Source organism: Polaromonas sp. UC242_47, from assembly GCF_044452385.1.
In the GTDB taxonomy this organism is placed as follows: Bacteria; Pseudomonadota; Gammaproteobacteria; order Burkholderiales; family Burkholderiaceae_C; genus Polaromonas.
Genome location: NZ_JBIOAO010000001.1, coordinates 751,414 through 767,658 on the forward strand (window position 1 = coordinate 751,414; position 16,245 = coordinate 767,658).

Genomic DNA, 16,245 nt, shown 5'->3' on the forward strand with positions numbered 1-16,245 from the left:
TTCCCGTTCGGCGCGCTAAAGACCCAGTGTCGCCAGCGCACCGCGTCCCTGCCGCACCACCACCGGCTCGCCGCCCTGGCCCATGTCGGTCAGGTCGATCACTGTGGTGGGTTGTTGGGGGCAGGCACCGGCGTCGACTACGGCGCCGAGCTCGTGGCCCAGGCGCTCGCGAATGTCGTTGGCGTCGTTGAGCGGCTCGGTCTGGCCGGGCAGGATCAAGGTGGTCGCCAGCAGGGGGGCGCCGTGCAGCTCCAGCAGCAACTGCAGTCCCTTGCGGTCGGGAACCCGCAGGCCTATGGTCTTGCGGGACGGGTGGCTCAGGCGCCGCGGCACTTCCTTGCTGGCTTCGAGGATGAAGGTGTACGGCCCCGGTGTGGCGGCCTTGAGCAGGCGGTACTGTTTGTTGTCGACACGTGCGTAGTTGGCCAATTCGCTCAGGTCGCGGCACAGCAGGGTCAGGTGGTGTTTGTCGTCCACCCCGCGTATGCGGCGCAGGCGGTCGGCGGCGGCTTTGTCGTCGAGTTGGCAGACCAGCGCGTAACTCGAGTCGGTGGGAACGGCCAGGATATCCCCGCGCGCCAGCAGGGCGACGGCCTGCTTGAGCAGCCGGGCTTGCGGGTTGTCGGGATGGATCTCGAAAAACTGAGCCATGCGCGATTATTTCAGGATTCGGCCGGTCGCACGTTGAACTGGTTCAGCGCGCGGCTTTCGCGGGCCGTGAGCCAGGCGCCGGCGGCGCCGCAAATGGCAATCAGCACCACGCCGGCCATGGACCAGCGGTCGGGCACATGGGAAAAAGCGATCCAGCCGCCCAGCATGGCAAAAGCGATTTGCGCGTAGAGATAGGGGGTGAGCGTGGCGGCAGGCGTGCGCATGTAGGCCAGGATCAGCAGGAAATGCCCGACCGTGGCGGCCACCCCCATCAGCAGCAACCAGCCCCAGAGCGACCACGAAGGCAAACTTGTCCAGACAAAGGGCAGGGCCACCGAGGCCAGCAACGTGCCGACCCAGCCGGTGTACAAATGCATGGTGATCGGGTCTTCGGTCCGGGCCAGTTTGCTGGTCAGCACCTGAAAACCGGTGTTGGTGGCCACCATGCCCAGCGGCAGCAGCAGGGCCCAGTCGAAATCGTCGCCGCCCGGTCGGATGATGATCAAGGTGCCGATAAAGCCGCCTATCACCAGCGACCAGCGCAGGGGCGAGACTTTTTCGCCGAGCGCGGTGGCCGCCAGCAAGGTGATGATCAGGGGCACGATGGCCCCGATGGCGGTGAATTCGGCCACCGGCATGTATTTGAGGCTTAGAAACGCAAACAGGCTGCTCATCAGCAAGAGCAGGCCGCGCAGGCACTGGAATTTCGGATGGGCGGTGCGCAACACGCGCCAACCCCGCAGGGGGCAGCATCGTCGCGGTGGTGGCCACGGCCTGGAAAAAATAGCGAAACCACAGCGCCATCAAGATAGGCACGCTGGCGCTGACGTATTTGGTGGTGGTGTCCAAGGTGGCAAAACAGGCCACCGCCGCGATGACCAGCGCAATGCCTGCCAGGGCCGAAGGCACCCGCTTCACTGGATGCGGTCTTCCAGAAGCTCCCAGACGGGCGTCAGGTCGCCCGGCAAAAAGGGCAGCGTGCCCAGGTCGGTGTGGCTTTCATCGGGGCAGTGGAAGTCGCTGCCGCGCGAGGCGGCCAGGCCAAACTCCTTGGCGGTTTCGGCGTATTTCAGGTATTCCTGCGTGGTGTGGCTGCCGGTCACCACCTCGACGCCCTGGCCGCCGTGCGATTTGAACTCGGTGAACAGCGCGTATTCCTCATTGGGCGTGAACTTGTAGCGCCCGGGATGGGCGATCACGGCCACGCCCTTGGCGCTGGTGATCCAGGTGATGGCATCACGCAGACTGGCCCAGCGGTGCGGCACATAGCCGGGTTTGCCTTCGGTCAGGTATTTGCGAAAGACCTCGGACGTCTCCTTGCAGACGCCGGACTCCACCAGAAAGCGGGCAAAGTGGGTGCGTGAGATCAGCTCCGGGTTGCCGACAAACTTCAGCGCGCCTTCATACGCCCCCTGGATGCCGACCTTGGCCAGGCCGTCGGACATCTCCATGGCGCGCTGGCCGCGGCCGCCACGTGTGGCGTGCAGGCCTTGTTGCATGGCCACGTCGTTGGGGTCAAAGCCCAGGCCGACGATGTGCACGGTTTCGTTGGCAAAGGTCACCGAAATTTCGGTGCCGGTCAGGTAACGCAGGCCCTGCGCTTTGGCCGCGGCGGCGGCGCGGTGCTGGCCGCCGATTTCGTCGTGGTCGGTCAAGGCCCAGAGTTCAACGCCGTTGGTTTTGGCGCGTTCTGCCAGTGCCTCCGGGGTCAGCGTGCCGTCCGACACCACAGAGTGGCAATGCAGGTCGGCGTTCAGGATGTTTTTGGAAGTCACGCTTTTATTTTAGGCTTTATGCCTGGCGGCTGCAGTGTGATGCCCTACCATGGGCGCTCGCCTTGGCTGTCAGGACCTTACCGGGACTATTTCATGATCACTGTGCATCACCTCAACAACTCCCGTTCGCAGCGGGTTTTATGGCTGCTGGAAGAACTGGGGCTGCCGTATGAGATCACGCGTTACGAGCGCGACCGCAAAACCATGCTGGCGCCGGCTTCGCTGCGCGGGGTACATCCGCTGGGCAAATCGCCGGTGATCACCGATGGCGATCTGACCCTGGCCGAGTCCGGCGCGATTGTGGATTATCTGATCGAGCGTTACGGCGCAGGGCGGCTGGCCCCGGCCGCCGGCACGCCCGAGCGCCTGCGTTACAGCTACTGGCTGCATTACGCCGAAGGGTCGGCCATGCCGCCGCTGCTGCTCAAACTGGTGTTCGACAAGATTGAGACCGCGCCCATGCCGTTTTTTGTCAAACCGATTGCCAGGGCGATTTCCGGCAAGGCCAAAAGCGGTTTTATCGAGCCGCAGATCCGGCAACACCTGGACTACCTCGAGGGCGAACTGGGCAAAAGCGCCTGGTTTGCCGGCGATGAGTTCAGCGGTGCCGACATCCAGCTGAGTTTTCCGCTGGAGGCGGCGGCTGCACGTGGCGGCCTCAATGCCAGCCGGCCGCGCCTGATGAATTTTCTGCAGCGTATCCACGCCAGGCCGGCCTACCAGCGCGCCATCGAACGGGGCGGCGAATACAACATCATGACCTGAGTGCTGGGTGTTTTTGGGATCTCAGCCCTGTGGGGGTGGTTGCGAGTAGCTATGAATGTTATAGCAGGCTGGCATCCTGCGTCAACCGGAAACGCGTGGCCACGCATCACCGTCGCTACAAAATAAATAGCTGCTTACGTCCGTAAATATTGGGCTGCAGCCCTGAAATGCTTGAAGTTCAACGGAAACCGAAGTAGGACAGGACGAAACCGATGATGACAACAAGGCCGACGATGTAAATGATGGTGTTCATGGATTCCTCTGGAGCTGGAGTGGCGCACCGATGTGGACGCCGCCTCAATCCAGAGCATGAATGCCAGGCCAGCGGCCGGCTGTAGGCTGCCCTATCCAGGGGCCGTCGGACAAGCACTACAGCTCGGCGGCCTCCACCAGGAAACGCACCCGTTTCACGCCTTGCCACTCGTCCGCATCCAGCCGGAAGGCCAGCTTCACACGCGCCGGCAAAGACTCGGTGTGGCCGAACCAGATGCCGTCCACCGGCTGGCCCTGGTGTTTGAGTTTGAGCGCCAGGTGTTTTTCGCCGACCAGGCGTTGCGACACGACCTCGACTTCTTCGCTGAAGGTGGGCGCCGCAAAACCCTGGCCCCAGACCTCCTTGTGCAAGGTGTCCACCAGGTCGGCGCGCCGGTATTCGGGCGCCAGCGGACCGTCGGTGTCCAGACGCCGTGTCAGGGTGGCGGCGTCCAGCCACTCGTGCGCGACCTCTTGCAGGGCGTGCTCGAAAACGTCGAAATTTTCCTCGGCAATCGTGCAGCCGGCCGCCATCGCATGACCACCAAAACGCAGCAACACGCCGGGATGGCGTTTGGCGACCAGGTCCAGCGCATCACGCAGGTGAAAACCCGGGATAGACCGGCCCGAGCCCTTGAGTTCGTGTTCCTTGCCCGGCGCCTGGCTGGCGGCAAACACAAAGGTCGGCCGGTGTAATTTGTCCTTGATGCGCGAGGCCACGATGCCGACCACACCTTCGTGAAAGTCCGGGTCAAAAATCGCGATCGCCGGCGGCGGTTCTTCGTTCTCGTCGATCATGGCGTCGGCGGCGTACTGGGCCTGCTCGCGCATGTCGGCTTCGATGTCGCGGCGTTCGCGGTTGATGCCGTCCAGGGTTTTGGCCAGCTCCTCGGCGCGGCCCGCGTCGTCGGTCAGCAGGCACTCGATGCCCAGCGTCATGTCGCTGAGGCGCCCCGCGGCATTGATGCGTGGGCCCAAGGCAAAGCCAAAGTCAAAACTGGTCGCCACGGCGGCCACGCGGCCGGCGGCCGTGAACAGGGCCGCCACGCCAGCCGGCAGCGCGCCGCTGCGAATCCGTTTGAGGCCTTGCGCGACCAGGCGGCGGTTGTTGGCGTCCAGCTTGACCACGTCGGCGACGGTGCCCAGCGCGACCAGCGGCAGCAAGGTGTCGAGTTTGGGTTGGGTGGCGGCGTCGAACACGCCGCGTTTGCGCAGCTCGGCGCGCAGCGCCATCAACACGTAAAACATCACACCCACGCCGGCAATCGACTTGCTTTCGAAACCGCAGCCGGGCTGATTCGGGTTGACGATCACATCGGCGGCGGGCAACACGATTTGCCCATCTTTCAGCGCCGGCAGGTGGTGGTCGGTCACCAGCACCTGCATGCCCAGCGCGCTGGCGCGAGCCACGCCGTCCAGACTGGCAATGCCGTTGTCCACCGTGACCAGGATGTCGGCACCGGTGGCCTTGACCCGTTCGGCAATAGGCGCGGTCAGCCCGTAGCCGTCGACCACGCGGTCCGGCACGATGTAGCTGGCCTGGGTTGCGCCCAGCAGGCGCAGGCCGCGCAGGGCGACTGCGCAGGCGGTCGCGCCGTCGCAGTCGTAGTCGGCCACGACACAGATTTTTTTCTGCGCCGCAATGGCATCGGCCAGCAAGACGGCGGCCTCCGCGCAACCTTTCATGGACGCGGGCGGCAGCAGCCTGGCCAAGCCGTCGTCGAGTTCGTCGGCGCTCAAGACGCCGCGTGCGGCAAACAACTGCGCCAGCAGCGGGTGGACACCGGCCTGCTGCAAGGCCCAGACGCTGCGTGGGGGTACTTCGCGTACTATTATTTTCATAGCTGACTACGTCCGTCCCATATGGGCTGGAGCCCTAAAAATTGTTTAAATTGGCGCCAGAAGCCGGTTTTGGCAGGCACAAAGCCTTGCGCCGCGTGTTCGCCGCACAAGCTCAGGCGCGCCTCACCGCCTGCGCGCAGCAGGGCCAGCAGGCTGGCGCATACATCGGCATCCACGTCTTGCCAGGCTTGCGTGTGTGCCGCGGCATCGTGGCGCAGGGCCGGCGCGAGCAGGCGCGATTCGATACGCACGTCGGTCGCGACGGGGATGGCGCGCTCCAGCACACCGGCGCCTGTGACCCAGAAAGAATTGACCGGCCCCAGGCCTTGTTGCTGCCGCCTGTCGTTGGCCGGGTGGGTGTAAAGCAGCATCTGCATCTCGTTTTGCAGGCGGCGCAAGGTGGCGGCCGGCGCGCCGACCGCGTCCAGCAGGGCGGGGGTCAGGCGCCGCCCGCGCAGCCGGTCCAGCGACATACAACGCAGGCCGCGAAACACCTCGCCAGTGGCCAGCCAGGTGCCGGGCTGCTTGCCGTAAGGCTGCAGCGTGATGCCGTCTTCCATAAAATAAGGCGCCATGGCGGCCAGCAGGACGAGCGAGGTCGCGTCGTCGACCGCCAACTGCTCGGGCGGCGACAACATGATGTGGTCCGCGCCCACCTGCCAGTGGCAGAGCTGGATAAAGGCGCAAGGCAGGCCGACCGTGCCGCTCTCAAAGGCCGCCCAGGGAAGGTAGCCGGGCTCACCCGGCAGGCCGTTGGCCTGCGCCAACGCCAGTTCATAAGGTGCGGAGGGGTTGTCTTCGCCGCATTCGATACGTTCTGCCGGCGCCATCGCCGCCAGCAGCGCGCGCAGATTCGGCCCCAGCGGCGGTAATGGCGGCAGGGCCGCGCCGGCCTCGTGCGGCAGCACGGCGCCGGGAATGATGAGATGGAGCTTGTCGGACATACGCCTATTGTCCCGGATGGCGCCGGCGTGACGCCGCCTGATGCCACAATTGCGCCATGCAAATCCCCTACGAGCTGATTTTGGGCTGGCGTTACACCCGCGCGGGCCGTGCGACGCGGCGCAACGGTTTTATTTCTTTTATCTCTGGTGTCTCCATGCTGGGCATCGCGCTGGGGGTGGCGGCGCTGATCATTGTGCTCAGTGTGATGAACGGCTTCCAGAAAGAGGTGCGCGACCGCATGCTGGGCGTGATCTCGCACATCGAGGTGTTTGCGCCCAATGGCGCGGCCTTGCCCGATGTGCAAAAAACCCTGGCCGAGATCAAACAAAACCCGCAGGTGGTCGGTGCCGCCCCTTTTATTGCGGCACAAGCCCTGCTGGCCCGCGGCGAAGACATGAAAGGCGCGATGGTGCGCGGCATTGACCCGGCGCACGAAGGCGAGGTCACCGACCTGGCCGTCGACCTGAAAGACACGGCCTTGCCCCGCCTGATACCCGGCCAGTTTGGCGTGGTGCTGGGCGGCGAGCTGGCGCGGTCGTTGGGGGTGCGCGAAGGCGACAGCGTGACCCTGATCGCCCCCAGCGGCCAGATCACGCCGGCCGGTGTGGTGCCGCGTTTGAAACAGATGACGGTGGTCGGCACCTTTGACTCCGGCCATTTTGAATATGACTCGGCCCTGGTCATGTTGCACCAGGACGATGCCGCGAAAATTTTCCGGCTCGAAGGCCCGACCGGCATACGTATCAAGCTCAAGGACCTGAACCAGGCGCGCGAGGTGGCGGCCGAACTGTCACACAGCCTCAGCGGCAACCTCTTGATTCGCGACTGGACGCGGCAGAACCGGACCTGGTTTTCCGCCGTGCAACTCGAAAAACGCATGATGTTCATCATCCTCACGCTGATCGTCGCGGTGGCGGCCTTCAACCTGGTCAGCACCCTGGTCATGACGGTGACCGACAAACGCGCCGACATTGCCATCCTGCGCACCCTGGGCGCCAGCCCAAAAAGCATCATGGGTATTTTCATGGTGCAGGGCGCCTTGGTCGGCGTCATCGGCACCTTGTCAGGCCTGTTGCTGGGCCTGGCCATTGCGCTCAACATCGACGTGCTGGTGCCGGCGCTGGAGCGTTTGCTGAACGCCAGCTTTTTGCCCAAAGACATTTACCTGATCAGCCGCATGCCCAGCGACCCGCAATACGCCGACATCATGCCGATTGTGGTGATTGCGCTGGTGCTGGCTTTTCTGGCGACCATTTATCCGAGCTGGCGTGCCAGCCGCGTCAATCCTGCCGAGGCCCTTCGTTATGAGTGATATGACCCCCACGCTTTCGCTGCCCCCTGAGGGGGCCGCTGCGCCTGCGGCCCGGCAAAGCCGGCTCCGCGGCCCCGGCTTGAATGGGGAGGTCGTTCTCAGTGCCCAGGGCCTGACCAAACGCTTCCACGAAGGTCCGATTGACCTGACCGTGTTGCATGGCGTGGACCTGCAGGTGTTGGCCGGCGAAACGCTGGCGATTGTGGGCGCTTCGGGCTCGGGCAAAAGCACCTTGCTGCATTTGATGGGGGGGCTGGACGCGCCTACCAGCGGAGAGGTCGAGCTCAAGGGCCAAACCTTGTCCAAGCTGTCGGCGGCCGAGCAGGGTGATTTGCGCAATCAGCACCTGGGGTTTGTCTACCAGTTTCATCACTTGCTGCCGGAGTTCAGCGCCCTGGACAACGTCGCCATGCCTTTGTGGATTCGGCGTCAAACGCCTGCTGAAGCGGCGCGAATTGCCACAAAAATGCTGGCGAGTGTGGGGCTGAAAGACCGCATTCACCACCGGCCCGCCGAGTTGTCGGGCGGCGAGCGCCAGCGGGTGGCGATTGCCCGCGCGCTGGTCACGCAGCCGGCCTGCGTGCTGGCCGACGAACCCACCGGCAACCTGGACCGGAGCACCGCCGACGGTGTGTTTGAACTGATGATGCAACTGGCCCGCGATGTCGGCACCGCCTTTGTGATGGTCACCCATGACGAAACCCTGGCGGCACGTTGCGGCCGGCGTTTCAGGCTGGTGTCCGGGCGTTTGTCCGAGTGGGACTGAGGCGCCGCCACGCCGGTGGCGGTTTTTTCGGGGCAGCGTCGGGGTCCCAAGCCTGAGCCAGCGCCTTGCAAAAGCCCGGTTCACCCGCATGTTATACAGGCCGGGCATAATCATCGGCTCGCTCGTTGTGCGCCCCGGTGCGATTTTGACGGCCAGTGAACCCTCCCAACATGCCGCAGAAGCCTGTCGTTTCCGCTTCCAGGACCCCGCACCACCCGCATGACCGATCACTACACCACCCTTGGACTGGACAGCGCTGCAACGCTGGCCGATGTCAAAAAAGCCTTTCGCCAGCAAGCCTCGTCCTGGCACCCCGATAAAAACGCCGCGCCTGAGGCGCCCGCTCGGTTTCGGGCGGTGCAAGAGGCTTACGAGGTGTTGTCCGATGCGGACAAACGCCAGGCTTACGACGACAACCGCAGGCGCAACCTGCTCGACAGCCCGATAGAGACGGCGCGCGAGATCTGGCAGACCTACTTCAACCCCTTGCTCTAAACCGCGCACCACGAAAAAAAACCTGCATGACCATTTCCCCCTTTTTCCTCGACCTGCGTTCGGCCTACCAGTCCGAGATGGATGACTTGCGGTTTGACTCCGAGGGCCGCGACGTGTTGCGCCAGCGCCTGGCCGAGAAACGCAAGGAAATCGACTTTTTGCTGCAGATGATGGCGCTCAGCCCCGAGATGGTGGCGGTGATTTTTCATCAGGGCTTTAACTTCAAGTCGCCGGCCGTGATGAATCACCTGCTGGGCCATGCGCCAGAGGTATTTCCCGCGTGGAGCAGCGTGGCGGAGGGGATTGAGCTGACGCCGTGGGCGCAGGACCTGGCCGATGTGATTCTGAAAGCGCCCGGCGGCGAGCAGTTTTTGACGGTGGCCGCAGGCCTGGAATTCATGGCTGGCCAGCCCGGTGCGGCGCTGGCTGCACGCGGCGGCCACGACGAATCCGATGAGGATGAAGACGACGAGGAAGATGACGGCGACGATGGCCTGATGGTCCTGGACAGTGATGGGGACGGCGGCGACGATCAAAGCGGCGATACCCGGGCCAAACAAGAGGCCGGCGCCGACTGGCTGGTCGACCAGGGCTTTGACCGCAAAGACCGATAAACCGAACAAAAAACGGAAGCTGAACCCGCCATGAACCACCTTGCCCTGATCGAAAAAACCCAAACCCTGATTGCGGCCGGCGACATCGTCGGCGCCGAGTCCGCGCTGGTTGAGCTGGCCGATACCGAGGGTGATGCCGCCTTGATGGTGGTGCTGGAGATGTTGCCGCCCAAGGACATCCTGGCCGTCATCCGCGAATACGACCATTCCAAAGCTTCGGTGGTCAACCTGCTGGTGTCGCCCGAGCAGTTCGCGCGCGCGGTGGTGATCGAAAAGCTCTACAAGGACTTCACGCGCACCCATTTGCGCGGCATGGTCAACGCGGTGATCTTCCGGGACGACGCGGATCCGCTGGAATTTTTAACGGCGATCGGTGATCTGGAGGGCGGCAGCGAAGCCCTGGCCGACTATTTTTCCGAGAAGTGGAGCCGTGTCGAAGCGTTTGCCCGCACCGGAAGTTTTGATGCCATGGAAGAGCATGGCGAGATGTTGTCCCAGGCTGCCTTGCTGGCCTCGGCCTATGTGAAACCCATTCTCGAGCAGGACGAAGTGGCCGACCAGGACTGGATGCAACTCGCCTGGATTCTGCGTTACGAGTGCCCCGACCTGTTCATCGAAATGATGATGGTCTTGCGCGCCAAGGTCAGCGCCCATGATGCGGCCTTTGGCGAAGAAGAGGACGAAGAAGAGGACGATGGCAAGGTCGAGACCGGCGATACCGATCGCGGCAAGGCCACACCGACGGCGCGCGAGTCGGACGAGGAATCGGCCATCTGAGTCAGGCCTGAGCCCGCGAAAAACTTCACCATGTCCACGCCAGCCTCACCTGTTCTTTCGTCGGTTTCGCTTTACGACGCGCGCCCGTTTTTTGAAAAAGCGCTGCAGTACGGCGTGTTGCACGGCCTGCTCGATCCGCAAAAGCTGGACGCCATGTGCACCGAAGCGCCCAAGGGCATGGTGCAGATTGCGCGTTATTTCGGCAGCGAGTTTTTGCGCCCCGAGCTTGAAAAAGCCAGGGACCGCATGGTCAACCTGGTGAGCCTTTATCTGGAAAGCAGTTGCGAGGGCGACTTGCGGCAAGCCGCCGAATCGCTGCGTGACCATTCCCTGTTGTCCCGCTCCAAAGGCGGCTCGGACATGCTCAAAGCGCTGATTGCCATGCCGCAGAACAGCCACTTCGGCATGAATGAGCGCAGAGGTTTCCGCGACGATCACATTCCGCTGCTGGCCAAATGGTCGCTGCGCAGCCTGGCCGACTACCAGGCCGAACTGGCCAAACGCGAACAGGTGGCCCAGGTGATCGATGCGGCCATCTGGCTGGCCGACCAGCTGGGCCTGGAAGCCGATGATCTTGAAGAGGCCGGCAAAGACGCGGAAGCGGTGATTCGCACCGCGCTGCTGATGCTGGCGACCGGCCGCAGCGAGATGCCGGACTGGATCAGCTTTGAAAAAACCGTGACCGCCTTGCGCAAAAAAAACGCGTTGGCCCCGGCCGCCGGAAAAACCAAGGCGAAAGCGCCGGTGTTGACGATGGCCTTGCCGGCGCAACTGCCGGCCCGTTTGCGGGCGGCGGTCGAGGTGGTGCGGCAATCCGTGATCGCCGACATCCCGAAAATCCTGGACCCTGCCTTGCCGGCCCGGCAACTCTTCGACCGAAGCCCGGCCTTTATGGGGCGCTACTTCTGGGTGGAAGATGGGCTGAACGAGGTGGATCACCACGACCGCCAGACCTCGGCGGCCTGGCACAAAGCCACCGGGGGCAACAGCGATGATGGTTCGCTGCTGACCCTGTTTTTGTGCGTGGCTACCGCGTCCCCGCTCAAAACGCTGCTGACGGAAAAAGGCGCGGCCAGCCTGGTGCGCAAAATCCAGAAATCAGGGATGCAGCCCGAGCTGGCGCAGCAATACATCCTGGAGCATGCGCCTGCGCAGCACCAGGACGGTTATCTTCGTTTGTGGGACGACTTTGTGGATGAGGCGCAGCAGACGCTGCAAAGCGACGCGGTGCATGCGTTGCAGGACGCTGTGGCTTTGTTGCGGCGCGAGTGCCATGTGAAGTCTTCAGGCTGATGCAGCCTGTTGTGGGGTGTTGGCGTGGGTTTTATAAGCATTTTCGGTTGTTTGTCCTTGTCTGGTGGGTGTAAGTAGCTATTGAATTTATAGCGAATACGCCTGTCGAGGCCGCCGTTTTTGCTTTCAATGTTTGAGGTTTGCCGGCAAGCCGGGGTTGCCCGGCAGCAACTCACTTTTCTTTTGCGTCGCCAAAAGAAAAGTAAGCAAAAGAAAAGGCGACCCTGCTGTCTGCGTCCCTTCGCTGCGCTACGGGCTACCTGCGGTGCTCGGCAAAAGCGGGGTCTCGCTCGAACTCGCCTTCGGCTCAGACAATCGCGAGCCCTGATCCGCTTTCCCTGCGCTCCTCGGCGCATACAGAAGGGGTGGGGAGAAAAACCAATGCGAGGAGACAGGACGCGCGAAGCGCGTCCTGTCACGCCCTAGAGACCGTCATTCATGCACGCGTTTGCAGCACACACGGCCAAATGAAGTCCCCCTCCATCGCCCAGCGGGGCGAGGGAGGGGTTAGGGGTGGGAGTGGGGAGTCAGTCCTGCTGTCCAAAGCAGACCGAAGGCGCAGCGTGATGCCGGCTTCTTACACGCCAGTCGGCAGCCTCAAAGAATCCGGTTGAACCACAACATCGACAAGCCGGCCGACAACAAGGCCAGCACCGCGGCTGCCAAAGCCAGCAGCCCGGAAATTTCGGTTTCTTTTTTCTCTATGGTCAGGCGCGAACTCAGGGTTTCATAAACTTTTTTCAGGTCGCTCGCCGTGCCTGCGTAAAAGTAGTCGCCTTGTGTTTTGTTGGCGATGGCCTTGAGGGTTTCCTCGTCGAGTTTGACGCGCATGGACCAGCCTTCAAAACCAATGGTTTCGCCATCCACCGTGCCTATACCCACGGTGTAGATACGCACGCCGCGGTCCGCGGCCATCTTGGCCGCTTCCAACGAGTCGACACCGGTGGTGCGTTGCCCATCGGTCAGCAGGATGATGGCGGCCGAGGTGTAGGAGCCGGGCGCCACCGGCGTGAATTCTTTTTTGGCCTCCTGGGGTGCCTGGTCGATGGCGATGCCGTTGCTGCGGTTGCGGCCATAGGTCAGCGACGCCAGGTCGATGCCAGCATTCGGAAACAGCTCGGCCAGCGACACCACAATGGCGTTACCGATGGCGGTGGCGCGCTGCAGCTGGAAGCGGTCGATGGCGGCCACCAGGTCTTCCCGATTCAGGGTGGGGGCTTGCACCACCGAGGCGGTGCCGGCAAATGCCACGATGCCAACACGCACACCGCGCGGTAACTCGGCCAGAAAGGCCTTGGCGGCGTTTTGCGAGGCGACCAGGCGGTTCGGCTGCACATCGGTGGCACGCATGCTGCCCGACACATCCATGGCCAGCATGATGGTTTCCTGCTGAGACGGCAAGGCGACCACGGCAAACGGCCGCGATGCGGCCAGCAGCATGGCGGCCATGGCCAGCAGAAACAGCAGCGGCGGAATATGGCGGCGGATAGTTTGCCCGGCGCCCATGGCTTCGCGCACGATGGACAGGCTGGCATAACGCAGCGCGATTTTCTTTTTGCGCCGCAACAACCAGACATACAGCCCCACCAGCAGGGGCAGGGCCAGCAGCAGCCACAAAAACTGGGGCCAGAGGAAGGTCACGGGGGCGTTCATTGGGGGTTCTCCCTGGCGCCGGGTTCAGGCGGCCGCCTTGAGATGTTCGGGCAGTTTGTTCCGTCCTTTGCCGGCCGCGCCCGACGCTTGGCCGCGCCGTTTGCGCATGTCGGTAAAACGCATGACGGCATCGACCAGGTCGCCGTCGGTGGACAGTTCCAGAGTATCCACGCCGGCGCGCACCAGGGCTTGTCGCAGATCGGCTTCACGCTGGGCGGCAATACGTGCGAAGCGGTGGCGAAAGCCTGCATCGTGGGTGTCCACCAGCAACTGCTCGCCGGTTTCCGCATCGCGGATGGGGAGCAGTCCGATGTCGGGCAGCGCCAGCTCCAGCGGGTCGAGCAGGCGCACCGCCACCACTTCGTGGCGTTGTGCCAGCTGGCCCAGTGTTTTTTCCCAGCCGGGTTCGCTGATGAAATCCGACACCACAAACACCGTCGAGCGCCGGCGGATCAGGTTGGCGGCCGCCCGCAGCAAGTCATCTAGGCGGGTGCTCATGGCGGCGGTGGTTTCCGGGCGCGCCATCATGGTGTGCAGCAGGTGCAACACATGCTGGCGGCCGCCGCGTGCGGGCAAGACGGTGTCGACCCCGGCGCCGTACAACATGGCGCCGAAGCGGTTGCCGTGGCGTGTCAACACCCGTGCCAGCAAGGCGACAAACTCGGCCGACACCTGGCTTTTGCGCTGCTGGCCGGAGCCAAAGTCGACCGAGGGACTGAGGTCCAGCAAAAACCAGCTGGCCATTTCGCGATCTTCGGTGAACACCCGCACATGCGGCGACTGCAAACGCGCGGTCACGTTCCAGTCGATATGGCGCACGTCGTCGTGGTGCTGGTATTCGCGCAGGTCGGCCAGGTCCATGCCGGTGCCGCGCATCAGCGTGCGGTAGTCACCCTGCAACAGGCCGTCAAGCCGGCGCAACACCGTCCATTCGAGGCGGCGCAAGACCTGTTCAGCGTGGCCGCCGGCTTTGGTGCGCGCCGGTGCTTCCGAAGCGCGGCCGGCGGCTTCGGCAGGCTCAGTCCGAACGGATTTACGCAGCCAGTTTTTCATCATCAGTCAGCGAGCGGGTGCTCTCTCCTTCAAGCAGGGGCCGCAGGCGCAGCGGCCCCCTCGGGGGGGCAGCGCCTTACGCGAAGCGAAAAGCGTGGGGGCCAATTCAAGCGGCGAGTTTTTCATGTTCGAGCGGCCGGGCCGGCGCGGCGACTTTGGCCATGATTTTGGCGATGACGATGTCCGAGTTCAACCCTTCGGACAAGGCCTCGTAAGACAAGACCAGCCGGTGCCGCAACACATCGGGCACCAGGTCGCTCATGTCTTCCGGCAAGGCATAGGTGCGGCCGCGCAACATGGCCAGCGCCCGTGCGCCTTCGGTCAGGGCGATGGTGGCGCGCGGGCTGGCGCCAAAGGTGATGAAACGGGCCAGCTCGGTCAGACCGTGTTTCTCCGGTGTGCGGGTGGCCGACACCAGGCGCACCGCGTACTGGATCAGCGAGGGGTCCACATACACGCGGCGGCATTCGCGCTGCAGCTCCGCCAGTTGTTCGGTGGTCGCCACGCTGGAGACCGCAACGGCCGGGCCGGTGACACGCTGGACGATCACAAACTCTTCCTCGTCGCTGGGGTAGTCCACCAACACCTTCATCATGAAGCGGTCCACCTGGGCTTCGGGCAGCGGGTAAGTGCCTTCGGTTTCAATCGGGTTCTGGGTGGCCATGACCAGAAAAGGCTCGGGCACGCGGTGGGTTTCGCCGGCAATTGTGACCTGGCGCTCCTGCATCACCTCCAGCAGCGCGCTTTGCACCTTGGCCGGCGCGCGGTTGATCTCGTCGGCCAGCAGCAGGTTGGTGAAGACCGGGCCCAGCGAGGTGCTGAAGTCACCGGTTTTCTGGTTGTAAATACGCGTGCCGACCAGGTCGGCCGGCACCAGGTCGGGGGTGAACTGGATACGTTTGAAACGGCCGCGCACGGTGCTGGCCAGGGTCTTGACGGTCAGGGTTTTGGCCAGGCCCGGCACCCCTTCGACCAGCAAATGGCCTTGCGCCAGGATGGCGACCATCACGCGCTCGAGAAAACGGTCCTGGCCAACCACCACCCGTTTGACCTCGTAAAGGATTTGCTCCATGAGTTGTGCGGTGCTGGCGTCCTGCGTGGAGGTCGGTGTTTGCATGGGAGTCCTTCAGAAAGGGGTCAGGCCGATGGCGGAGGCGGCATTTTCAATCGGCACGGCAAAAGCAATACCGACAAAACTGCGCTGCTGGTTGGGGTTGAGGATGGCGGTGACGATGCCGACCACCGCGCCGTCCATGGTCACCAGCGGGCCGCCGGAATTGCCAGGGTTGGCGGCGGCGTCAAACTGGATCAGGTTGCTCATTTCCTGCTTGCCTTCGGGCGAGCGGAAGGTGCGGTTGAGGCCGGACACCACACCGGCCGAGGCCGAGGGGCCGATGCCAAAGGGGTAACCCACGGCCAGCACATGGTCGCCGGGCGCCAGGTCGCCGGTGGAACGCATGGTGGCGGCAATCATGTCGTCGGGAATGGTGTGGGCCTGCAAGACCGCAAGGTCGTTTTCCGGCTGCATGCCGACGATGCTGGCGCTGGACTCCAGACCGTCCGCAAACTCCACCTTGATGCTTTGGGCGCTTCTAACCACATGCAGGTTGGTCAGGATGATGCCTTTGTCCACAATGACCACGCCTGTGCCCACACCCATCTCGACATCTTCCTTGCCGTCCTTGCTTTTGCGGTAACTTGTGACCCGCACGACCGAGGGGCGAATCACCTCGTAGGCCTTGGCCACGGCGGAGGGCAACTGGGTGGTTTCCAGCGTTTTCAGGACGGCGGCGTTGATGTCTTCCTGGGTCAGCTTGCGCGGCAAGGGACGCAGGGCCAAGGCCAGGCTGAGACACAGCAGCACGATCAGCAGCAACAGGGTAGCCCAGAGCAGGCGCGGATTGGATAGAGAAAAAAAACGGGGGGCGGGGACTGTGGGTGCTGAAACCTCTGCGCTGGTATCGCGCGCAGGCGCTGGGTCCTGCGGGGGGCGGCTGGAGCTGCTGTAAAGGGCTGGCCTGCGCATCCGTTTCACCTGTGTCTGTGGGTTTT

General features: G+C 63.5%; 15 protein-coding genes and 1 pseudogene. 7 read left to right on the top strand and 9 right to left on the bottom strand.

The annotated features are described in order from the left end of the window. Positions 1–15 precede the first annotated feature (15 nt). From ACHMXK_RS03690 to ACHMXK_RS03700, 3 genes and pseudogenes are all read right to left on the bottom strand, one after another. Positions 16–651, bottom strand: a complete 636-nt coding sequence (locus ACHMXK_RS03690; protein ID WP_397437788.1) for an L-threonylcarbamoyladenylate synthase — start codon at positions 649–651, stop codon at positions 16–18. 11 nt (positions 652–662) lie between these two features. Then, positions 663–1,569 (bottom strand): annotated as a pseudogene (locus tag ACHMXK_RS03695) (DMT family transporter). Next, positions 1,566–2,426, bottom strand: coding sequence for a 3',5'-nucleoside bisphosphate phosphatase (locus tag ACHMXK_RS03700; RefSeq protein ID WP_397437790.1), 861 nt, complete (start codon positions 2,424–2,426; stop codon positions 1,566–1,568). The pseudogene ACHMXK_RS03695 and the gene ACHMXK_RS03700 overlap by 4 nt, the downstream one beginning before the upstream one ends. A 93-nt stretch (positions 2,427–2,519) precedes the next feature. On the opposite strand from ACHMXK_RS03700, the gene ACHMXK_RS03705 reads away from it, so the two are divergent. After that, positions 2,520–3,191 (top strand): glutathione S-transferase, encoded by a 672-nt coding sequence (locus ACHMXK_RS03705; RefSeq protein WP_397437792.1) that lies wholly within the window; start codon positions 2,520–2,522, stop codon positions 3,189–3,191. 369 nt (positions 3,192–3,560) lie between these two features. Here the strand turns inward: ACHMXK_RS03705 and recJ are convergent, their stop codons facing one another. Then, entirely contained in the window at positions 3,561–5,285 is a 1,725-nt protein-coding gene (gene recJ, locus ACHMXK_RS03710) for a single-stranded-DNA-specific exonuclease RecJ (RefSeq protein WP_397437794.1), read from the bottom strand. Further along, positions 5,282–6,229: a phosphoglycerate mutase gene (locus tag ACHMXK_RS03715; RefSeq protein WP_397437796.1), complete on the bottom strand. Its 948-nt coding sequence runs from the start codon at positions 6,227–6,229 to the stop codon at positions 5,282–5,284. Before ACHMXK_RS03715 ends, recJ begins: the two co-directional genes overlap by 4 nt. 56 nt (positions 6,230–6,285) lie before the next feature. On the opposite strand from ACHMXK_RS03715, the gene ACHMXK_RS03720 reads away from it, so the two are divergent. The 6 genes from ACHMXK_RS03720 to ACHMXK_RS03745 all read left to right on the top strand — a co-directional run bounded on the left by ACHMXK_RS03720 (position 6,286) and on the right by ACHMXK_RS03745 (position 11,487). Beyond that, the gene (locus ACHMXK_RS03720; RefSeq protein ID WP_397437798.1) at positions 6,286–7,542 is read left to right on the top strand and encodes a lipoprotein-releasing ABC transporter permease subunit; all 1,257 of its coding nucleotides are present in this window, start codon (positions 6,286–6,288) and stop codon (positions 7,540–7,542) included. Beyond that, positions 7,535–8,308, top strand: coding sequence for a lipoprotein-releasing ABC transporter ATP-binding protein LolD (gene lolD / locus ACHMXK_RS03725; protein ID WP_397437800.1), 774 nt, complete (start codon positions 7,535–7,537; stop codon positions 8,306–8,308). The genes ACHMXK_RS03720 and lolD overlap by 8 nt, the downstream gene beginning before the upstream one ends. A gap of 219 nt (positions 8,309–8,527) precedes the next feature. Next, positions 8,528–8,803, top strand: a complete 276-nt coding sequence (locus ACHMXK_RS03730) for a DnaJ domain-containing protein (protein WP_397437802.1) — start codon at positions 8,528–8,530, stop codon at positions 8,801–8,803. A gap of 26 nt (positions 8,804–8,829) precedes the next feature. Then, entirely contained in the window at positions 8,830–9,417 is a 588-nt protein-coding gene (locus ACHMXK_RS03735; RefSeq protein WP_397437804.1) for a hypothetical protein, read from the top strand. Positions 9,418–9,447: 30 nt separating this feature from the next. Further along, positions 9,448–10,194: a hypothetical protein gene (locus ACHMXK_RS03740; protein WP_397437806.1), complete on the top strand. Its 747-nt coding sequence runs from the start codon at positions 9,448–9,450 to the stop codon at positions 10,192–10,194. A gap of 30 nt (positions 10,195–10,224) precedes the next feature. Then, positions 10,225–11,487, top strand: coding sequence for a hypothetical protein (locus tag ACHMXK_RS03745; RefSeq protein WP_397437808.1), 1,263 nt, complete (start codon positions 10,225–10,227; stop codon positions 11,485–11,487). Between the two features lie 597 nt (positions 11,488–12,084). Here ACHMXK_RS03745 and ACHMXK_RS03750 read toward each other — a convergent pair. The 4 genes from ACHMXK_RS03750 to ACHMXK_RS03765 form a co-directional block, all read right to left on the bottom strand. Beyond that, complete coding sequence (locus ACHMXK_RS03750; RefSeq protein ID WP_397442433.1) at positions 12,085–13,128, bottom strand: VWA domain-containing protein; 1,044 nt, start codon at positions 13,126–13,128, stop codon at positions 12,085–12,087. 36 nt (positions 13,129–13,164) lie between these two features. Continuing rightward, on the bottom strand, positions 13,165–14,193 hold the full coding sequence (locus ACHMXK_RS03755) for a DUF58 domain-containing protein (protein ID WP_397437810.1): 1,029 nt from the start codon (positions 14,191–14,193) through the stop codon (positions 13,165–13,167). A 106-nt stretch (positions 14,194–14,299) separates the two neighbouring features. After that, positions 14,300–15,310, bottom strand: coding sequence for an AAA family ATPase (locus ACHMXK_RS03760; RefSeq protein ID WP_397437812.1), 1,011 nt, complete (start codon positions 15,308–15,310; stop codon positions 14,300–14,302). A 9-nt stretch (positions 15,311–15,319) separates the two neighbouring features. Next, the gene (locus ACHMXK_RS03765; protein WP_397437814.1) at positions 15,320–16,219 is read right to left on the bottom strand and encodes a S1C family serine protease; all 900 of its coding nucleotides are present in this window, start codon (positions 16,217–16,219) and stop codon (positions 15,320–15,322) included. Positions 16,220–16,245 lie beyond the last annotated feature (26 nt).

Bases quoted from the DNA above. Each gene is read 5' to 3' on its own strand.
- ACHMXK_RS03735 (WP_397437804.1), top strand. From the start codon at position 8,830: ATGACCATTTCCCCCTTTTTCCTCGACCTGCGTTCGGCCTACCAGTCC.
- ACHMXK_RS03765 (WP_397437814.1), bottom strand. From the start codon at position 16,219: ATGCGCAGGCCAGCCCTTTACAGCAGCTCCAGCCGCCCCCCGCAGGAC.
- ACHMXK_RS03760 (WP_397437812.1), bottom strand. From the start codon at position 15,310: ATGCAAACACCGACCTCCACGCAGGACGCCAGCACCGCACAACTCATG.
- lolD (WP_397437800.1), top strand. From the start codon at position 7,535: ATGAGTGATATGACCCCCACGCTTTCGCTGCCCCCTGAGGGGGCCGCT.
- recJ (WP_397437794.1), bottom strand. From the start codon at position 5,285: ATGAAAATAATAGTACGCGAAGTACCCCCACGCAGCGTCTGGGCCTTG.
- ACHMXK_RS03705 (WP_397437792.1), top strand. From the start codon at position 2,520: ATGATCACTGTGCATCACCTCAACAACTCCCGTTCGCAGCGGGTTTTA.
- ACHMXK_RS03730 (WP_397437802.1), top strand. From the start codon at position 8,528: ATGACCGATCACTACACCACCCTTGGACTGGACAGCGCTGCAACGCTG.
- ACHMXK_RS03740 (WP_397437806.1), top strand. From the start codon at position 9,448: ATGAACCACCTTGCCCTGATCGAAAAAACCCAAACCCTGATTGCGGCC.
- ACHMXK_RS03690 (WP_397437788.1), bottom strand. From the start codon at position 651: ATGGCTCAGTTTTTCGAGATCCATCCCGACAACCCGCAAGCCCGGCTG.
- ACHMXK_RS03745 (WP_397437808.1), top strand. From the start codon at position 10,225: ATGTCCACGCCAGCCTCACCTGTTCTTTCGTCGGTTTCGCTTTACGAC.
- ACHMXK_RS03720 (WP_397437798.1), top strand. From the start codon at position 6,286: ATGCAAATCCCCTACGAGCTGATTTTGGGCTGGCGTTACACCCGCGCG.
- ACHMXK_RS03715 (WP_397437796.1), bottom strand. From the start codon at position 6,229: ATGTCCGACAAGCTCCATCTCATCATTCCCGGCGCCGTGCTGCCGCAC.
- ACHMXK_RS03755 (WP_397437810.1), bottom strand. From the start codon at position 14,193: ATGAAAAACTGGCTGCGTAAATCCGTTCGGACTGAGCCTGCCGAAGCC.